This is a genomic window from Acinetobacter sp. PK01 (genome assembly GCF_022819285.1).
Taxonomy (GTDB): Bacteria; Pseudomonadota; Gammaproteobacteria; order Pseudomonadales; family Moraxellaceae; genus Acinetobacter; species Acinetobacter tandoii.
On sequence record NZ_CP094643.1, the window covers coordinates 149,098 to 169,359 of the forward strand.

Annotated in this window: 19 protein-coding genes; 9 read left to right on the top strand and 10 right to left on the bottom strand. The window is 41.6% G+C overall.

The window, feature by feature from the left end:
* Positions 1-43: 43 nt before the first annotated feature.
* Both hemJ and MP622_RS00720 read right to left on the bottom strand, forming a co-directional pair.
* Positions 44-496: a protoporphyrinogen oxidase HemJ gene (gene hemJ, locus MP622_RS00715; RefSeq protein ID WP_243792034.1), complete on the bottom strand. Its 453-nt coding sequence runs from the start codon at positions 494-496 to the stop codon at positions 44-46.
* Positions 497-572: 76 nt separating this feature from the next.
* Entirely contained in the window at positions 573-1,802 is a 1,230-nt protein-coding gene (locus MP622_RS00720; protein ID WP_016167284.1) for a beta-ketoacyl synthase N-terminal-like domain-containing protein, read from the bottom strand.
* A gap of 271 nt (positions 1,803-2,073) precedes the next feature.
* Between MP622_RS00720 and MP622_RS00725 the strand changes: the two genes are divergently transcribed.
* The 7 genes from MP622_RS00725 to rimI all read left to right on the top strand — a co-directional run bounded on the left by MP622_RS00725 (position 2,074) and on the right by rimI (position 10,013).
* Positions 2,074-3,510: an EcsC family protein gene (locus MP622_RS00725; protein WP_044740821.1), complete on the top strand. Its 1,437-nt coding sequence runs from the start codon at positions 2,074-2,076 to the stop codon at positions 3,508-3,510.
* Positions 3,511-3,664: 154 nt separating this feature from the next.
* A complete protein-coding gene (gene rpsL, locus MP622_RS00730) occupies positions 3,665-4,039 on the top strand; it encodes a 30S ribosomal protein S12 (protein ID WP_002050319.1) in 375 nt (124 codons plus the stop codon).
* A gap of 177 nt (positions 4,040-4,216) precedes the next feature.
* Positions 4,217-4,687, top strand: coding sequence for a 30S ribosomal protein S7 (rpsG, locus tag MP622_RS00735; RefSeq protein ID WP_016167282.1), 471 nt, complete (start codon positions 4,217-4,219; stop codon positions 4,685-4,687).
* Positions 4,688-4,817: 130 nt separating this feature from the next.
* Entirely contained in the window at positions 4,818-6,956 is a 2,139-nt protein-coding gene (gene fusA / locus MP622_RS00740; RefSeq protein WP_044740820.1) for an elongation factor G, read from the top strand.
* A 94-nt stretch (positions 6,957-7,050) separates the two neighbouring features.
* A complete protein-coding gene (gene tuf, locus MP622_RS00745) occupies positions 7,051-8,241 on the top strand; it encodes an elongation factor Tu (RefSeq protein WP_016167280.1) in 1,191 nt (396 codons plus the stop codon).
* 311 nt (positions 8,242-8,552) lie between these two features.
* Positions 8,553-9,434 (top strand): metal-dependent hydrolase, encoded by an 882-nt coding sequence (locus MP622_RS00750; protein WP_243792035.1) that lies wholly within the window; start codon positions 8,553-8,555, stop codon positions 9,432-9,434.
* 117 nt (positions 9,435-9,551) lie between these two features.
* Positions 9,552-10,013 carry a ribosomal protein S18-alanine N-acetyltransferase gene (gene rimI / locus MP622_RS00755; protein ID WP_044738241.1) on the top strand — a complete coding sequence of 154 codons (462 nt, stop codon included), beginning with the start codon at positions 9,552-9,554 and terminating at the stop codon, positions 10,011-10,013.
* A gap of 49 nt (positions 10,014-10,062) precedes the next feature.
* Here the strand turns inward: rimI and MP622_RS00760 are convergent, their stop codons facing one another.
* From MP622_RS00760 to trxB, 3 genes are all read right to left on the bottom strand, one after another.
* On the bottom strand, positions 10,063-10,878 hold the full coding sequence (locus tag MP622_RS00760) for an arginyltransferase (protein ID WP_044738240.1): 816 nt from the start codon (positions 10,876-10,878) through the stop codon (positions 10,063-10,065).
* A gap of 19 nt (positions 10,879-10,897) precedes the next feature.
* Entirely contained in the window at positions 10,898-11,632 is a 735-nt protein-coding gene (aat, locus tag MP622_RS00765; protein WP_044738239.1) for a leucyl/phenylalanyl-tRNA--protein transferase, read from the bottom strand.
* 84 nt (positions 11,633-11,716) lie between these two features.
* A complete protein-coding gene (gene trxB / locus MP622_RS00770; RefSeq protein WP_016167275.1) occupies positions 11,717-12,670 on the bottom strand; it encodes a thioredoxin-disulfide reductase in 954 nt (317 codons plus the stop codon).
* A gap of 252 nt (positions 12,671-12,922) precedes the next feature.
* Between trxB and MP622_RS00775 the strand changes: the two genes are divergently transcribed.
* Positions 12,923-15,997 carry a DNA translocase FtsK gene (locus MP622_RS00775; RefSeq protein ID WP_243793421.1) on the top strand — a complete coding sequence of 1,025 codons (3,075 nt, stop codon included), beginning with the start codon at positions 12,923-12,925 and terminating at the stop codon, positions 15,995-15,997.
* 53 nt (positions 15,998-16,050) lie between these two features.
* Here MP622_RS00775 and MP622_RS00780 read toward each other — a convergent pair whose 3' ends face one another.
* A complete protein-coding gene (locus MP622_RS00780) occupies positions 16,051-16,932 on the bottom strand; it encodes a LysR family transcriptional regulator (RefSeq protein WP_243792037.1) in 882 nt (293 codons plus the stop codon).
* Between the two features lie 107 nt (positions 16,933-17,039).
* Between MP622_RS00780 and MP622_RS00785 the strand changes: the two genes are divergently transcribed.
* Positions 17,040-17,942 (top strand): AEC family transporter, encoded by a 903-nt coding sequence (locus tag MP622_RS00785; protein WP_243792039.1) that lies wholly within the window; start codon positions 17,040-17,042, stop codon positions 17,940-17,942.
* Between the two features lie 51 nt (positions 17,943-17,993).
* Here the strand turns inward: MP622_RS00785 and MP622_RS00790 are convergent, their stop codons facing one another.
* From MP622_RS00790 to minC, 4 genes are all read right to left on the bottom strand, one after another.
* Positions 17,994-18,281, bottom strand: a complete 288-nt coding sequence (locus MP622_RS00790; RefSeq protein WP_016167271.1) for a PA4642 family protein — start codon at positions 18,279-18,281, stop codon at positions 17,994-17,996.
* A 96-nt stretch (positions 18,282-18,377) separates the two neighbouring features.
* Positions 18,378-18,650, bottom strand: coding sequence for a cell division topological specificity factor MinE (minE, locus tag MP622_RS00795; protein ID WP_016167270.1), 273 nt, complete (start codon positions 18,648-18,650; stop codon positions 18,378-18,380).
* A gap of 2 nt (positions 18,651-18,652) precedes the next feature.
* Positions 18,653-19,465 carry a septum site-determining protein MinD gene (gene minD, locus MP622_RS00800; protein ID WP_016167269.1) on the bottom strand — a complete coding sequence of 271 codons (813 nt, stop codon included), beginning with the start codon at positions 19,463-19,465 and terminating at the stop codon, positions 18,653-18,655.
* Between the two features lie 65 nt (positions 19,466-19,530).
* On the bottom strand, positions 19,531-20,259 hold the full coding sequence (gene minC / locus MP622_RS00805; protein ID WP_016167268.1) for a septum site-determining protein MinC: 729 nt from the start codon (positions 20,257-20,259) through the stop codon (positions 19,531-19,533).
* Between the last annotated feature and the right edge of the window lie 3 nt (positions 20,260-20,262).

The following is a 20,262-nucleotide window of genomic DNA, read 5'->3' on the forward strand; positions in this document are numbered from 1 at the left end:
TAAAAAAGCCCTGAACTAATCAGGGCTTTTCATTTCGGGGATTTTAAAATGTCGGTTTCACCACGACTAAAATCACCACAGCAAATAAAATGAGGGTCGGCATTTCATTAAAGAAGCGCCAGAACTTGTGTGACTTGTAATGTGCATTACCAATGAGTTTCTTACGGTAATAACCGCAGACAAAATGGTAAATCACCAATAGGCCAACTAAGCTGACTTTCAGGTAAAACCACAATGCTTCATGGTAATGGCGCGTTGCATCTCCCCAATCCACCAAAAAATGTGCCGTAATGAGGGTTGCGATCATCGCGGGCCACATAATGCCACGATAGAGTTTACGCTCCATCACTTCGAAACGCTGATGACTGACTGCATCATCGCTCATGGCGTGATAGACATATAAACGGGGGAGGTAGAAGAGTGCAGCGAACCAACAAACGACTGCAATGATATGTAATGCTTTTACCCAAAGGAAAGCATCAGAAGGAGCATCCATCAATTCACCCTTTTAAGGGCAGTGTGGAAAGTTGATCATTCACTGCATCAGCAATGAATGATCAAGATTTCTTAAATTAACCTTCCCATTTTTTGAAAATGAGACAAGCATTTACACCGCCAAAACCGAAACTGTTACTCATCACAGTATTCAATTTTGTATCGCGTTTTTCAAGTACGATATCAAATGGTTTTGCGCCTTCATCAAGTTCAGTCACATTGATGTTCGGTGCAATGAAGTCATTTTGCATCATCAATACAGAGTAAATAGCTTCTTGTACGCCAGCAGCACCCAAACTGTGACCTGTCATTGACTTGGTTGAGCTTAGTGGAGGAACTTGACCTTCGCCAAATGCACGTTCCATTGCTAACAATTCAGTAACGTCACCAGCAGGTGTAGATGTACCGTGTGTATTCACATAGTCAATCTTGTCTACGCCATGCTGTTTCGCTTCTTCAAGTGCCATAAGTACGCAACGCGTTGCACCTTCACCTGATGGAGCAACCATGTCTGCACCATCACTGTTCGCAGCATATGCCACAACTTCAGCTAAGATGTTGGCACCACGTGCTTGAGCGTGTTCAAGTGACTCAAGAACCACGAAACCGCCACCACCAGCAATCACGAAACCGTCACGGTCTGCTGAATACGGGCGAGAAGCTGTTTCTGGTGTATCGTTGTACTTTGAGCAAAGCGCACCCATTGCATCAAACAATAAGCTTTGTGACCAGTGATCTTCTTCACCGCCACCTGCAAGCATGAGGTCTTGTTTACCCAATTGAATCAGGTTGTAAGCATAACCAATAGCATCAGCAGAAGTTGCACAAGCGCTTGTAATGGTGTGTGCAACACCTTGCATTTTAAATGCAACGCCTACGTTCGCAGTGATGGTGTTTGACATGTTGCGTGGTACGAAGAATGGACCAACTTTACGCGCACCTTTGGTGTCGAGCAATTCTTTCATTTCAATGACAGAAGCAGTTGAGCCACCACCTGAACCACCTGTAATACCATAGCGTGGATTGCCACCAATTTGCTCAGCAGTCAAACCAGCATTTTCAACCGCAGCAACCGCAGCGTTATACGCGTACATCGCACACACACCCATAAAACGTTTTAATTTACGGTCAATGTGGTCGAAATCTTGTTCTGCTGCTGCACTGATGTGACTTTTGAAATTAAGTTCAGCATAAGTCGGGTTAAAACGTGTACCAGAAATCCCGTTTTGCAATGAATGAGTGACATCTTCTAAAGTGTTACCGATACATGAGTTGATGCCCATACCAGTAATTACAACACGTTTCATCTACAGATCCCTTATATGGTGATATTTCGAATGACTATATGCAATCAGGGGAGAGCCTTTATGCTACAAGTCTTCATATGTTTGATTTGCAATCATGATAGCAGAAAGATTTTTGAATTCTTATGGCAAATATGATGTGTATTTGGTGGAAAGAAAAAAAACAAATTTAGTCAAAGTTCTTAACTAAAAGAAACAGTTTGATGTTGAGATAAACTTAGACTATACCTAGTATTTAGCGAGAAATGAAAGAATTGAAAAAGAAGGATTGAGAATGACAGAAGCTAATAATAAACAATCAACAGGATTCCTCTCAAATGCCTTTGGAGTGGCTAAAAAGCTCAGCCAAACAGGAATAGATGTTTTGCAACATGTTGCACCAGGCTCTGTTGCAGCATATCCACAAGGTGCGGGAAATTCAGCGTTTATTGAAGGGAAAGCACATTCTAAACCAGCTTTTGAAAGGAAAAAGTATCAAGATGCACAGCAGATTTTACGTGAGCATTTTCCGCAAGTTTCCCGACAACTTTTAGGACGTCATTATTCTAAAGTGAATAATGTGGCAAATTTTGTTGCACCACAGTATACCGACAAAATTAGTGACTATTTTTTTGAAAAGTTGAATGCCTTTAGTTCAGATATTGGTTCTGTTGATGACGTTTTAGATCAGGCAGGCGTGCGCGATCTGGAAACCTTAACGCAAGATATTGATCGTTCTAAACGGATTAGTCAGGCTTTGGCTGAACAAAACAAATGGATTGCCTCTTTACAAGGTATGCTCACAGGTGCAACAGGTACCATTGGCTCCAGTGTGGATATTCCATTGTCTTTAATTTTGTCACTGAGAACAATTTATCAAGTCGGACGCTCTTATGGTTTTGAACTGAATAAAGATACCGAGCAAGAGATCGTTCAGTTTATTTTTAAACAAATTGATTTAGGGCTCATTGCTGAGAAACAAGCTTTATTAATGGCGATTAAAACAGTGTCTAAAATGTTGCAAACACATGACATTGGGCAGTTGCAGTATTTATTGGGCTCTAGCAATGATCTTGAATTGCTTAAAAAATGGCTACACAATGAGCAGGGGGATTATACATGGGCTTGGATGAATAAAGTTCCAAATTATAGCTTCCTGAGTAAATTCACGCCTGTGGCAAGTGCAACCTTAAGTGCAGTATATAGTTGGAAGTTAATTGAGGACGTCAATTGCAAAGCACAAGTAGTTTTTGCTCAAGCACGCCAATATCTCCAGCAACACAAAGACCTTGAACTCTCGGTGGTCGCTGCTTACGAGCGATCATTAACTTTATTGGCTCAGGCAACACCTAAGTTATTAACTGGAACTGTACAGCCAAGTTTGGTTGAGGCCGCGTCATTCAATGATATTGCAGAGTTTAAACTGGAAAATCATCAAAATATTGCCAAAGTACGCGTCAAGAAAAAAACCACCACAAAACCGAGCGATGAAACTGAACAACAGCAGCAAATAGAACAAGGCTTGGAAAAATTAGCTGATCATCTGGTAGAGCCTCACGATAAAGCTCAACAACAATCTGCTCTAAGTCCTCAAGCAGTTGAGGTCATTGTGGATGGTGTAGTAGAGCAAATTGAAAATCCATTGGCAGAGCCTGTTGTCGTGGGAAAACGTCCACGTAAAACTCCAACAAAAAGGGTTACAAAAAAGACTACGCCACCGACTGAACAGTAAACAACGAAAAGTGTTTAAAAAATGACAAGAAAAGCCGAAAGGCTGATGGATTGATGCTTTGCTTAGGTTGACCATTTTTGCATCTTGACTTACAATTGCATGCCCTCAAAAAGTAGTATTTTTTGGGGCTTTTTATTAACGGGAGAATTGCCATATGGCAACAACAAATCAGTTGATCCGCAAGGGTCGTACGACTTTAGTTGAAAAATCTAAAGTTCCTGCGTTGAAGGCTTGTCCACAACGTCGTGGTGTTTGTACACGTGTTTACACAACTACACCTAAAAAACCTAACTCAGCAATGCGTAAAGTTTGCCGTGTTCGCTTAACTTCAGGTTTTGAAGTTTCTAGCTATATCGGTGGTGAAGGCCATAACCTACAAGAGCACAGTGTTGTTCTTATCCGTGGTGGTCGTGTTAAAGACTTACCAGGTGTACGTTACCATACCGTTCGTGGTTCTTTAGACTGTGCTGGCGTGAAAGATCGTAACCAGTCACGTTCTAAATACGGTACTAAACGTCCTAAGAAATAATCTTTCAAGATTAAAATCTTAGTTCGCTAGAACTGCAATCCTTTATCGTCTCGCTTGTCTGATTTCTGCATTAATTTTGTGAAATTCAAGCGACGTGTAGTAAGGCCAGCGAAAGTACACGACACTTTGTACTACTGCTGGATTAACCTGAAGTGTCATATATATAGGTAGTTTAAAATGCCAAGACGTCGCGTAGTTGCTGCTCGTGAAATCCTTCCGGATCCTAAGTTCAGTAGCCAAACAATCGCTAAATTCATGAACCACGTAATGCAAGATGGTAAAAAATCTATTGCTGAAAGTATCGTTTACGGTGCTTTAGACCGCGTTCAAGAAAAAAACAAAGTAGACCCAGTTGAATTTTTCGAGACTACTCTTGAAAAAGTTCGTCCTATGGTCGAAGTAAAAGCACGCCGTGTTGGTGGTGCTACTTATCAAGTACCTATGGAAGTGCGCCCATCCCGTCGTACTGCCTTGGCTATGCGTTGGTTAGTAGATGCTGCTGCTAAGCGTTCTGAAAAAACTATGGCTTTACGTCTTGCTGGTGAGTTGCTTGATGCAGCTGAAGGTAAAGGTGCAGCTGTTAAAAAACGTGAAGATGTGCACCGTATGGCTGAAGCCAACAAAGCCTTCTCTCACTACCGTTTCTAAGCGGATAAAACAGGCCTTAATCAGGACAAAGACTCTTATGTTTTCACATAATTGTCATCAAATCGCTTTAAGTTGCTATGCAGCTTAAAGCGTCCTGTTTTAACAACAAAATTTAGGAATGCTAGAAATCATGGCTCGTCAAACCCCAATTTCTCGTTACCGTAACATTGGTATCTCTGCGCACATTGACGCAGGTAAAACAACTACGACTGAACGTATTTTGTTCTACACAGGTGTATCTCACAAAATTGGTGAAGTACACGATGGTGCAGCAACAATGGACTGGATGGAACAAGAGCAAGAACGTGGTATTACCATTACTTCTGCTGCAACGACTTGTTTCTGGTCAGGTATGAGTAGCCAATTCCCACAACACCGTATCAACGTAATCGATACACCGGGACACGTAGACTTCACAATCGAAGTTGAACGTTCTATGCGTGTTCTTGACGGTGCGTGCATGGTTTACTGTGCGGTAGGTGGTGTACAACCTCAGTCTGAAACTGTATGGCGTCAGGCGAACAAATATAAAGTGCCTCGTTTAGCATTCGTGAACAAGATGGACCGTACAGGTGCAAACTTCTTCCGTGTTGTTGAACAAATGAAAACACGTTTGGGCGGTAATCCTGTGCCAATCGTTGTGCCAATTGGTGCTGAAGATACATTTGCTGGTGTTGTTGACCTTATCGAAATGAAAGCGATTATCTGGGACGAAGCGTCTCAAGGTATGAAGTTCGAATATGGCGACATCCCTGCTGACCTAGTTGATACTGCTGAAGAATGGCGTACCAACATGGTTGAAGCTGCTGCTGAAGCTTCTGAAGAGTTAATGGACAAGTACCTAGAAGAAGGTGATCTTTCTAAAGAAGACATCATCGCTGGTTTACGTGCTCGTACATTAGCATCTGAAATTCAAGTAATGCTTTGTGGTTCTGCATTCAAGAACAAAGGTGTTCAACGTATGTTGGACGCAGTAATTCAATTCTTACCTTCTCCTACAGAAGTTAAAGCGATTGAAGGTATTCTTGACGACAAAGATGAAACTAAAGCATCTCGTGAAGCATCTGACGAAGCTCCGTTCTCTGCGCTTGCGTTCAAAATCATGAACGACAAATTCGTAGGTAACTTAACATTCGTACGTGTTTACTCTGGTGTACTTAAACAAGGTGACCCAGTTTATAACCCAGTTAAGTCTAAGCGTGAACGTATTGGTCGTATCGTGCAAATGCATGCGAACGAACGTCAAGATCTTGATGAAATCCGTGCAGGTGATATTGCAGCGTGTGTAGGTCTTAAAGACGTTACCACTGGTGATACATTATGTGATGAGAAAAACATCATTACTCTTGAGCGTATGGAATTCCCAGAGCCAGTAATTTCATTGGCTGTTGAACCAAAAACTAAAGCTGACCAAGAAAAAATGTCGATTGCTTTAGGTCGTTTGGCGAAAGAAGATCCATCATTCCGCGTTCGTACAGATGAAGAATCTGGTCAAACGATTATTGCGGGTATGGGTGAGCTTCACCTTGACATCATCGTTGACCGTATGAAGCGTGAATTCGGTGTTGAAGCGAACATTGGTAAACCAATGGTTGCTTACCGTGAAACGATCAAAAAGTCGGTTGAGCAAGAAGGTAAATTCGTACGTCAAACTGGTGGTAAAGGTAAGTTTGGTCACGTATATGTACGTCTTGAACCGCTTGATGTTGAAGAAGCTGGTAAAGAATACCAATTCGTTGAAGAAGTTGTTGGTGGTGTAGTACCTAAAGAATTCTTCGGCGCGGTTGATAAAGGTATTCAAGAACGTATGAAGAATGGTGTATTGGCTGGCTATCCTGTTGTGGGTATCAAAGCGACATTATTCGACGGTTCTTACCATGATGTCGACTCTGACGAATTGTCGTTCAAAATGGCTGGTTCTTACGCATTCCGTGATGGTTTCATGAAAGCGGATCCTATCTTGCTTGAGCCAATCATGAAAGTTGAAGTAGAAACTCCAGAAGACTACATGGGCGATATCATGGGTGACTTAAACCGTCGTCGTGGTATGGTTCAAGGTATGGACGATCTTCCTGGTGGAACAAAAGCAATTAAAGCAGAAGTTCCATTAGCTGAGATGTTTGGTTACGCGACTCAAATGCGTTCTATGTCTCAAGGTCGTGCGACTTACTCAATGGAATTCGCTAAATACGCTGAAACTCCACGTAACGTGGCGGAAGGCATTATCGCTAAGTTCCAATCTGGCGGTAAAAAAGGTGACGACGAGTAATCTTTCGATTACTATAAGCCCAAACTAATTTTTTAGTTAATAACCAGTTGCTCATGCAGTAATCCTGCATGAGTAGTTTAAAAAGGAAAATCAAATGGCTAAGGCTAAGTTTGAACGTAATAAGCCACACGTAAACGTGGGCACAATCGGTCACGTTGACCATGGTAAAACTACTTTAACTGCTGCGATTGCAACTATTTGTGCAAAAACTTACGGCGGTGAAGCGAAAGATTACTCACAAATCGACTCTGCTCCTGAAGAAAAAGCACGTGGTATTACAATTAATACTTCACACGTAGAATACGATTCTCCAATCCGTCACTACGCTCACGTAGACTGCCCGGGCCACGCCGATTATGTTAAAAACATGATTACTGGTGCTGCTCAGATGGACGGCGCGATCCTTGTATGTGCTGCGACTGATGGTCCAATGCCACAGACTCGTGAACACATCCTTCTTTCACGTCAGGTTGGTGTACCTTACATCATCGTATTCTTAAACAAATGCGACCTTGTTGACGACGAAGAATTACTTGAATTAGTAGAAATGGAAGTTCGTGAACTTCTTTCTACTTATGACTTCCCAGGCGATGACACTCCAGTTATCCGTGGTTCTGCTCTTGCTGCGCTTAATGGCGACGCTGGTCAGTATGGTGAGTCTTCAGTTCTTGCTCTTGTTGAAGCGCTTGACACTTACATTCCAGAACCAGAACGTGCTATCGACAAAGCATTCTTGATGCCAATCGAAGACGTATTCTCTATCTCAGGCCGTGGTACAGTAGTAACAGGTCGTGTAGAAGCTGGTATCGTGAAAGTAGGCGAAGAAGTTGAAATCGTTGGTATCAAAGATACAGTTAAAACAACTGTAACTGGTGTTGAAATGTTCCGTAAACTTCTTGACGAAGGCCGTGCGGGCGAGAACTGTGGTATTCTTCTACGTGGTACTAAGCGTGAAGACGTACAACGTGGTCAAGTACTTGCTAAACCAGGTACAATCAAGCCGCACACTAAATTCGACGCAGAAGTATACGTACTTTCTAAAGAAGAAGGTGGTCGTCATACTCCATTCCTTAACGGTTACCGTCCACAATTCTATTTCCGTACGACTGATGTAACTGGCGCAATCCAATTACAAGAAGGCGTTGAAATGGTAATGCCAGGTGACAACGTTGAAATGTCAGTAGAATTAATCCACCCAATCGCAATGGACCCAGGTCTACGTTTTGCGATCCGTGAAGGTGGTCGTACAGTAGGTGCTGGTGTTGTTGCGAAAGTAACTGCATAATCACTTTATTGTGTGAAAAAAGCGCTCCTTTGGGGCGCTTTTTTTATGTAGATAAAATTCTATTCTTTTGTATTTCTATCCATGACTTAGACATTCTGAGAATTTATTCATACGAAACATATATTCATATAGCCTGTAGGAATTAGCCGTAGAAAAAAAGATTGTCAGACAATTCACGCTCAAAACTGTCCTTAACTGATACTTCGCTGACCTTATCTGCCCTTATCGCTGGTGGTAAAAACCGTAATATTAGAATCAAGAAAAACAAGCATAAAGATGGTTAGACCTCATGGGTCTGTAGGAGTCTCAGAATGAATGCTAAGGTAAAAATTACCAATCGTGCGGGTGCAAGTTTTCCTGTACGTCGTATGAATTTTAATTTTGAAAATGTACCTGAATACTGGATGAATGGCTCGGCGGGGCTTACACATTTCATGACAGCATTGTCTGCGCTTTTTCCAGCAGGTGAGCAATTTTTCATAGATAGTGTGCGTGCAGTACGTTATCACCCTGCAATTAAAGAGAATGAGGTGCTGCAAAAAGAAATCAGTGCTTTCATTGGGCAGGAAGCGATGCATACGCAAGAACATGTAGGTTTTAATGCTTCGGCGCAAAAGTACGGACATGATGTCGCGCGTTTAGAACAACAAACGGATATAGTCATTCAAGGCTTCCGCAAGACAGCTGCAATGCTATTTAAACCTGTGGGCGTTACCCAAGAAATGATCGACTTGATGGGAACCACTGCTTTAGAGCATTTTACGGCAACGATTGCTTCGCAATTACTGATTAATCGCCATATTCAGGAACTCATGACTGACGAAACCATGTCGACTATGTGGTACTGGCATGCGATCGAAGAAAATGAACATAAAGCGGTGGCTTATGATGTGTTTGAGGGTGTATTTGGAACTGGAGTGAAAGCCTATCTAGCACGTTGTGGCTCGTTAATTGCTGCCATGGCGACCTTATTTGTTGTGCAAAGTTATTTTGTTCTACGCTTGTTAAAACAAGATAATCAACTCAATTTAAAGGCATTAAAAGATATCTATGTTTATGGTTATAGTCCATCGAAAGGGATTATTACGGGAATGGGACGTGAGATGTTGGCGTATTTTAAACCAGGATTCCATCCAAATCATTTGGATACGGTAAGTTTGCTGGCCAATTGGAAAGCAAAGCTAGGGCTTTAGTCTTTGGTGATGGGCTTTAAAGATCACAGGGATATGAAAAATATCCCTGTTTTTGTTCGTTTCTCTGCGAAATATTTTTATAATGCAGGTCTATTTAGATCGATAAGATGAACGTGCATGATTCGTTTAATGCAACAAACTGATGTCAATGCGGTTGCTCAAATTGAAAAGCTGGTACAAAGTCATCCTTGGACGTTGAACCAATTTCAGGATGCAGTGCACAGTTACCAAAGTACGGTGATTGAGCAGGCTGGACAAGTTGTGGGTTTTTGTATTTTGCAGCCAGTTTTAGATGAGGCGAATTTATTGCTCATGGCTATTCATCCCAATCAGCAGGGTAAAGGGTTAGGATATCGGCTGTTAGATGAGTCAATTGCATTACTTAAGAATCAACCTGTGCAAATTTTTTTAGAGGTGCGTGAAAGCAACCAAGCTGCGATTGCACTGTATGAAAAATCTGGTTTTCATCAGATCGATTTACGTAAGAATTATTATCCATGCCCGAATGATGGGCGTGAACATGCGATTATTATGGTTAAAGCATGTACTGACGATTTTTCTCAGTTATTTAAATTATGATTCAAAGCATTCTTTGATGGAGTGAATAAACTCCATCAAAATAATACATCTATTTAATGATTGAATTATTCCATCCTGAAGGAAGTGTGGTCATTAATGAGTTTCCCAAAAGTTGGATTTCTTCTGCACTGAGTGAGCGGTTGATACGACGCCACTGTCCATCAAGCAATAATTCTAAAGGCGTGTATTGCGATTTATAATTCATTTTATTGGAATGGGGCACCCAATAACCCAAATAAACATAGTCCAATTGCTGTTGTTGCGCATATTGGATTTGTTTCATGATGGCAAAAGCCCCTAATGAACGACGATTTTCATTGGGATCAAAAAAGGTATATACCGCAGACACACCATCATCAAGTTGGTCACAGGTCGAAACGCAGAGCAACTGCTCATCTTTCCACAGTTCCAGAAAAAAACTTTCAGTGCAGGTATGAATCAGAAATTTTTCAAACTGGTCATAGCTAGGGGGGAACATATCACCGTCGGCATGGCGTTCACGAATGTAGCGTTCATACAACGCATAATGTACATCACTCGCATCTTTCGGTTGAGTAATTTTGACTGTGAGATCTTGATTGCGTTTCCAAGCTTTTTTTTGCTTGCTGTTCATTTGAAACTCTTGGACGGGAACGCGGCAAGACAAGCATTGACGGCACAAATGGCATTCAGGACGGTAAACAAAGTCTCCACTACGACGAAAACCGACACGTGAAAGTTCAGACAACGTGACCACATCAATCCGATGGGCTGGATCTAGAAAAACCATGCGAGCAGATTTCTTTTCAAGGTAACTGCATTCATGTGGTGGCGTAATATAGTACTGTAAATCATTTAACAGGGACTTCGGGTGATATGAATTCATAAAGATCCCTCTATTGTTTTCATTCGATTAATTGCGAAGATAACGCTATTCTTTTACTTGAAAATACACCCTCTTGATACTTTTTCCAATCGATAGGGGGTTGTTTTATAATATCTTGTAACGAATTTAAATACGCTTGTCGAGAAATCGTACAAGCACCAAGACTGAGTAAATGATCATTAACCAATTGACAGTCAATCCAAGGTAACTGGTTTTCTTGCCCAAGTAACATTAGGGTATAAAATGCCATTTTAGACACGTCAGTTCGTGTGCTGAACATGGATTCACCAAAACAGCCCTTGCCAATGTTTACTCCATACAGCCCACCGACAAGCTGATCTTGTTCCCATACTTCCACACTATAGGCATAACCTGCTGAAAACATACCTAAATAACCTTGAATGATATCTTCGGAAATCCACGTGTCATTTGCATAACTGCGAGGCAGGGCACAGGAGCGAATTACCGATTCAAAAGCATGATTAATGGTAATTTTATAGTCATGCTTTTTCATATTCCGCAGCAAGGATTTACTCGGATGATATTGCTCAGGTCGAATAATGCAGCGTGGCTCGGGACACCACCAGCAAATAGGTTCACCTTCAGAAAACCATGGAAAAAGACCGTGTGTATAGGCCTCAAAAAGCGTAGAAGGGGAGAGGTCAGCACCTATGCAAATCAGTCCATGTCCTTCTGGGTCTGAGTTTATGGGATCGGGAAATAAATATTCAGAAGGTGCTAAAGTATGCTGCATGATTAAATTCAGGGATTATTCTTTACGCTATCATACATAAAAAAACCGCCCTTTTCGGACGGTTTTCATCGTAGATGCAAAGGATTATGAACCTAGAGCATCCAGATATTTTTCAGCATCAAGTGCAGCCATACAGCCCGAACCTGCTGAAGTAATGGCTTGACGGTAAATACTATCTGCAACGTCACCTGCTGCGAATACACCTGCAACCGATGTTGCTGTTGCATTGCCAGAGGTACCACTTTGCACTTGAATATAGCCATCACGTAGATTGAGTTGACCTTCAAACATCCCCGTATTCGGTTTGTGACCAATTGCAACGAATAAACCTTGGACATCAATATCTTGTGTACTTGCATCTACAGTTGATTTTAAGCGTACAGAAGTTACACCTGTGTTATCACCCAAAACTTCATCAACTTGATTGTTCCAAAGAATGCTAATTTTGCCTTCTTTTTCTTTTTCAAATAAATGATCCTGTAGAATTTTCTCTGAACGTAAGCTGTCACGACGATGCACAAGCGTCACGTGTGAAGCAATGTTAGACAGGTAGAGGGCTTCTTCGACTGCGGTATTACCGCCGCCAACCACCATGACTTTCTGGTTTTTATAGAAGAAACCATCACAAGTTGCACAAGCACTCACGCCTTGCCCCATGAATTTTGCTTCAGATTCTAAGCCTAAATATTGTGCAGTTGCACCCGTTGAGATAATCAGTGCATCACAAGTAAATTCTTCCATATCGCCTTTAAGGACGAATGGACGAACACTGAGGTCAACTTCATTAATGTGGTCATACACGATTTCTGTGCCAAAACGTTCTGCATGGGCTTGCATACGTTCCATCAACGCTGGACCTGTTAAACCTTCTGGGTCACCTGGCCAGTTATCGACTTCGGTCGTTGTGGTTAATTGACCACCCAATTGCAAGCCAGCAATCAGCATTGGCTTTAAATTGGCACGCGCAGCATAAACTGCAGCGCTGTAACCTGCAGGACCAGAACCTAAAATAATTAATCGTGAGTGACGAGCGCTCATTCGCGACATCCTTTTTTTCTTTCAAAATTTATGAAATTATACGTGAAAGTGTATAACAGTTGTGTGTGTTCAATGTGGGTAATATTGATCATACAAATCGATTTGAGCTATATAGAATAAAGTTAACAACAAGCCCTCATAATCTTGCATCTTTTTTACGTGAACAGGTGCATAATATCAGGTTTTATTAAGAAACAAATTCAGGTTGTTTTCCAAAAAAACATGAATGAAAAAATGCTTACAGGACAGAGTATGGCTGCGGTGTCAGGTGCTTATGCACAGCGCTTAATGATGACGTTATTTTTAGTCTCATTTGGGATTTATCTGTTCCTTGCAACAGTCACTTATACACCTTTTGATCCAGGTTGGATGCATATTTCGAGTGACACCCAACAGGTTTCCAATGCAAGCGGTGTCGCTGGAGCATGGATTTCAGATTTATTGTTTGGATTTTTAGGTTGGGCAAGCTTACTCATCCCACTTTTCTTATTTATTGAAGCGATTCAGGTTTGGTGGCCACGTAGCTTTTTGAACCGACCATTTCGTTATGCTGCTCAGTTTTTCATTTTGTTGGCAACGGCAACACTCTTATTTTTATTTTGGGAAGTACCTGCAGATACTTTAGCCAATGCTTCTGGTGGGATTATTGGCTATGAGTTGGGGCAAAGTCTGAGTCAACTGCTGACCATTTATGGTGCCGCACTGTTTTTAGTGGTGTTTTGGGTAGTGTTGTTTACTTTGGCCTTTGGGGTAAAGTGGAACAAAACGTGGGATACCTTGCGAGCTACACCTGCGTATTTACAAGATTTATTTTATAAAAACGTGCCCGAGAGCGAATCTGATTTTGATCGTACCACACCTCAAGTCAAAAAACAGGTGATTGCAGTTGCTCCAAGCAAGGTTGCTGATCAAACAGAATCGGATCATAGCAAACCATCTCAAGCCTCTGTAGAACAACCATTTATTGCAGGTGTGGCAGCAGAGCGTTTGTTTGATGATATGGTGCAGAAAGAGTCTCAATTGAATCAACCAACTGAGTTCGATTTAGACGACGATGAAGAGTTTGAAAAAACTATCGCCAAAGCACATCAACTTGAACAAGATAGCCAGCGCACCATTGCGACAGGTGAAGTTTGGCGTGCCTTAAATACCAATAATGATCAACTACATAAACAAGACATTGAAGCATTATTAAAAGCTGCTGAAGATGAAACTGTGGTTCCTAAGCATGATTTCAATTCGGTAGTAGAGCGTCAATATCCCGTTGATGTTCAGATAGAATCTTCTCCGAAACCAGTCAAAAGTAATCTTGATTGGGACGATGATGAGATTTTTGATGAGCTACTTGCTGCTGTACCTAGTGGTAAGGCAGCTTCGGATGTACATAGTCCATTCCAACGTAGCGAAGTTCAAACTATTCAAGCTACCGCAATTCCTGATATTGCCGTTGCAGAAGCTCCAATTTCGAGTATCTCTACTGCGGTAGGTGTTGCTGCTGGGGCAACAAAGGCGCATATGTTGAACGATGAATTAGATCGTTTTCTGGACGATTTTGATGCAGAAGAACAACAGACAGCCACAGTAGATGAGCCACGTGTAGCATCTTCCTACGCTCAATCATCAGCCTTTGTTAAAACACCGATACAGCAGACTGCTATAGAAGTACCAGAGCGTTTTATTGAGCAGACTAAGGCTGAATTGTCTAAAGAGGCGTTCATCGAAGCATGGCAAGAAACTGCTGGCAAACCTCAAGAAGAAGATGATTTTGACTTTGATGCAGCATTGACGGATGCTGCGGGACGCCCAATGTCTCGTGCTATGCAGGTTGCCCAAAAACGTCGTGATTTATCTACGCTACCAGAATTGGATTTGCTAGATCGTGTTGATCCGAATAAAAAAGTCAATTTCACGGCTGAACAATTGGCACGTCTTTCGGAATTACTTGAAATTAAACTGCAAGAGTTCAATGTCAAAGCCAAAGTGGTCGAGGCACAACCAGGACCAGTCGTGACGCGCTTTGAATTGGATTTAGCCCCAGGGGTCAAAGCATCCAAAGTCACCAATATTTCGAAGGACTTGGCGCGATCCATGTCGATGGCTTCGGTACGTGTGGTCGAAGTAATTCCAGGTAAGCCATATATTGGAATTGAAGTACCGAATAGTGCACGTGAAATGGTCCGTCTAATTGAATTACTAGAAACGCCAGCCTATCGTGACCCAGCGGGCTTATTGTCCATGGCGATGGGGAAGGATATTTCAGGCAATCCAGTGATTACCGATTTGGGTAAAGCACCACATATGCTGGTTGCAGGCACCACAGGTTCAGGTAAGTCTGTCGCTGTGAACTCGATGATTTTGTCGATGCTATTGAAATATACCCCTGACCAATTACGTCTTATTTTGATTGACCCGAAGCAGTTGGAATTGGCTAACTATAATGACATTCCACACTTACTTACTCCTGTTGTGACAGACATGAAAGATGCAGTTAATGCATTGAATTGGTGTGTAAATGAAATGGAACGTCGTTACAAGCTCATGTCATTCCTTAAAATTCGTAAACTTGCGGACTATAACCGTAAGGTGGAAGAAGCGTTGGCGAACGGGGAAGACTTGATTGATCCAACATGGAAGGCCAGTGATTCTGTTGTGGGTGAGCGCGCACCACGTTTAACGCCTTTACCTTCGATTGTGATTGTGGCAGATGAATTTGCCGATATGATTATGCAGGTGGGCAAAAAAGCCGAGGAAATGATTACCCGTTTGGCACAGAAATCACGTGCTGCGGGCATTCACTTGCTGTTAGCAACACAACGTCCTTCGGTTGATGTAATCACAGGTTTGATTAAAGCCAATATTCCGACTCGTGTTGCATTACGTGTTAATAGTAAAATTGACTCTCGCACCATTCTCGATGCCGGTGGCGCGGAAGACATGTTGGGTCATGGCGATATGCTGTTTTTAGGTCCAGGTAAAATTGAACCTGAACGTGTGCATGGTGCTTTTATTTCTGATGATGAAGTCAACCGTATTTGTGATGCATGGCGTGAACGTGGCGACCCTGATTATGTTGATGAAATTTTGACTCCATATGATGAGGAGCCGACGTCACGTGGGTTTGAAGAGGGTGATGGCGGTTCAGATCGAGATGCCTTGTATGATCAATGTGTGGCTTTTGTTTTAGAAACACGAAAAGCTTCGACATCATCACTACAGCGTAAATTCAGTCTAGGTTATAACCGAGCGGCACGTATTATCGACCAAATGGAAGAAAGTGGCATTGTAAGTGCGATGGGGGCGAATGGTAAGCGGGATATTCTCGCCTAGTGCTCATCTGTTAAAAAGCCTGCTTAAGAGCAGGCTTTTTTATGCGCTTGAATTTAATCATAGAACATAGTCTGAGCCAGCTCAATAAAGGCACGTGTGGCAGGACTGATCAGCTTTTGATTGCGGACGGCGAGCCCGATTTCACGTTGTGTATTCGGTAGCAAAGGACGTTTCACCACATTCGGATGCAGTGCAAGCAGCTCTGGCGTCATGGCCATATCCGCCACAATCGAAATGCCTTCATGCTGATTGACCATATTTAGAATGGTTAATAATTGTGAGAGTTGATATTGAATCTTGGGCTGTATGTCATATTGTTTAAGCAGTTTTTCAATATGCGTCTGGCTGCCCGCCTTGGTCAAAATAAAAGGGTAGTGTTTTAACTGAGTAATATCTACCTGACTCATTTGCGCAATGGGGTAGGAGTTCGGAATAAGGGCAATAAAAATATCTTTAATCAATGGAAAAGTATCCAATTGATGGTTGGGTAAAACTGCAAATCCGACATCCACTTGTTGGTTTAAAATCCATTGGGTGACTTCATCATCGGTGCCTTCTTCCACAAAAACTTCAATTTGAGGGTACTCAGTCCTAAAAGCTTGCAGTAGTTCAGGCAGTAGATGAATCGATGCAGATGCGCCAAATGAACCAATTCTTAAGCTGCCTTGTTGTAGGCCATGTGTCGCAGCAACTTGCTGCTGCATGACTTGTGCTGTATTTAAAATTTCCTGCGCATTGATACGAAGTTGCTGTCCAATCTCGGTGAGGACTACATTATTTTGTTCACGGCTAAACAGTTGTACACGCCAAAAATGCTCTAGACTTTTTATGGCATGTGAAACCGCAGATTGAGAAATTCCGAGTTGTTTGGCTGCATTGCTAAAACTTTGATGTTTAGCAACCAGTAAAAAGATTTCAAGTTGGCTAAAAGTCATTTGAGGGTATGAGCAAATACTCATTTTATTATGAGGGAGAATAAGGATTATATTCTGTTTCCAAAATGAGTCAAAGCTGACTGATGTGCAGCAATTGGAAGAAATGAATGAACATAATCATGGCACTGTTTCCGTTGGTTTTTCTGATAGGGATGGGATATGTGTTTAAGCAGACAGGTTTTTTGCAGGAGGCATTTTGGGCAAACTCTGAAAAATTAAATTATTACATTCTTTTCCCAGCTTTATTGTTTAGCAATCTTTCGAGTGTAAAGCTAGATTTAGGTTCGGTTGTCATGCTTTATATTGTACTGGGCATACTCATTATTCTAATCAGTCTGTTGTTATGGGGACTGAAGTTTTATTTCCACATTCCAGTTCTTCGTTTCGGGGTTTATATCCAAAGCCAGATTCGATTCAATACCTATATTGGGCTTTCATTGATGGGTTTAATGTTTGGTTCGATAGGCATGCAATTGTTCTCTATGATCATTGCTGTGGCAATTCCATTGGTCAATATTATTTCGGTTTGCTCATTTACCCAAAGTGCGCAGGGGCAGTTGCGTTTTACGCTGATGTCGATTGTAAAGAATCCGCTCATTACCGCTTGTCTATTCGGTATTGTATTTAATTGTTCTGGCTTGTTGATGCCAGAAGGTATATCGCAATTATTGAAATTGTTGGCAAGTAGTAGTCTGCCATTAGGTCTGATTTCTGTCGGGGCTGCATTACAATTTAGTCAGCTCAAACCAGATTTCGGGCGTGTTATGTTGAATAGTGTATCGCGGTTACTTGGAGTACCTATACTGGCTTATTTTGTGGCACAAAGCTTCGGCTTAGCACCATTACATATAGCGATTTTGGTGGTTTTCTTTGCTTTACCTACGGCGTCGGCATCTTATATTCTAACGCGATTCTTTAATGGTGATAGTCAACTCATGGCAGCTATTATTAGTTTGCAAACACTTTTATTTGCGTTGACCTTTCCATTGTTGATGGGGCTATTATTCTAGTTCATTTATAAGCAGAGCATAAAAAAGCCTACACGAGGTAGGCTTTAAGACTTAAGCAAATTTTGCCAAGACTTCTAAGAATCCATCTCGTTGGCGTGGGTATTCAGCAATTACATCATGAATACGTTGACCTTGAGGATTGGTTGCATTGACATTGCGACCATCTGCAACGAATTGAGTTAACAAGCGCTCGTAGTCCGTTGGGCGCATATGTTTGAATGCGTGGTAAAGAACATGAAAGTCGGCATTAACTCCTGTAGGAGGAAGCTGATTTAAATAGGCAAAAACGCGCTCATCCGACCATTCTTCATTAAACGTTGCTGGCTGAGATAATGCCATTGCAAACTCCTTGGTATATTCTTTTCAAACTAAAAAGGCAAAATAGCTGATGCTATTTTGCCTTGAATCAATTTGCTTGACTAATCAGATTTCAGATTATCGCTCTTCAGGCAAATTGATATTCATCTCTAGCATTTCAATATTGGCTTCAGAACGAACAGACATTTGGATATGTTCTTCATCCACTCCACGCACATAACGATTGACCACTTGCATAATTTCTTTTTTCATTTGGTCAATTTTATCTTGGCTTAAGCGTTTACCTAAGCCTTGTTCAGACGCAACAATGACTTTCAAACGGTCTTTCGCCATTTGTGCGCTAGATGGTTTGTCATCACTACTGAATAATTTACTCCAGAATCCTGCCATATTTACGCTCCAAATAATCGTGCTAACCAGCCTTTAGGTTTGACTGTGATGTGACGGTAAGGACGTTCTTCACCAAGGAAACGTGCAACCAAGTCTTCATAAGCTTGTCCAGCTTCTGCATCTTGGAACAAAATGACTGGTTTACCTTCGTTAGAGGCTTGTAAAACGCTTTTACATTCAGGCACGACACCCAGTGTAGGTACACGTAAAATGTCTTTTGAAATGTCATCAATAGTGAGCATTTCTTGCTTGTCTGCACGTTCAGGATTAAAACGAGTAATACACAAGTGTTTGCGTATACGTCCTTCATTCTGTTCTACTTTTTTAGTTTTACTGTCTAGCATGCCAATAATGCGGTCAGAGTCACGTACTGAAGAAATTTCAGGGTTGGTCACAATAATCGCTTCATCTGCATGATACATGGCTAGAATAGCACCACGCTCAATCCCTGCAGGAGAATCACAAATAATGTAATCGAATTCTTGAGATAATTCGTCCATTACACGTGCAACGCCTTCATCGGTTAACGCATCTTTATCGCGCGTTTGTGATGCAGGTAAAATGTATAAGTTCTCAATATCTTTATCACGAATAAGTGCTTGTTGTAATCGTGCTTCGTTATTTAAAACATTCACAAAATCATACACAACACGACGTTCGCAGCCCATAATGAGGTCAAGATTACGTAGACCTACGTCAAAATCAATAACAACAGTTTTGTGACCACGAAGGGCTAAACCTGTTGCAAAAGATGCACTGGTCGTAGTTTTTCCTACGCCACCTTTGCCTGATGTTACGACAACAATTTTCGCCACCGAATCCACTCCTGTTATGGTAAATCCCCCCTTTAATTAGCGGGGTTTTGGTGTTTATTTATACATTAAAATTCCAGAGCTTTAAATTCCAGCTCTTGGTTTTCATTTAAATAAATATGTACAGACTTCTTTAAGACATGGGGTGGAATATCATCGGCGACACAATATGTCCCTGCAATTGAAACCAATTCAGCTTCAAGTGAGTGACAAAAAATGCGAGCAGCACTGTTTCCACCAGCACCTGCGATAACTCTACCACGAGCACTACCATAAATATGTATATTTCCTGAAGCAATTACTTCTGAACCACTATTTATACCTGCATTGACGATAATATCGCCATGATCTTGCACTAAACATTGACCTGTACGTAAGATTTCATCGTGATACGAGGTAATATGTCCAATATTACGCGGAAATGGTGCTACTTTTTGCGTATTTTCTGTTGTTGCTTCGGGTGCTTGGACAACAGTTTCAACCACTTGTTCTTGAGTGGCTTTAATACGTTGTAATGATTTACTGTCGGCAGGGAGTACTGGAAATTGAATGGCACGTGCTTCATCGCCCAATAAACCTTCAATTACCGCCATAGGTTGTAAATCTAAGTCAAGCAGTAGTTGAATCAGGGCAATCAGTTCTTGTTCAACGGTACTGTCTAAAATAACAAGCGCACCATGAGTTGTGCTGTCTTGAAGTAATTGGGTCAGTTGTTGACGAATGGCATTATGGTCATTTGTGTCGAAGGTTAATCTACTAAAGTTAACCATTCTACCGGTGATCCGAATATCAGCCATATT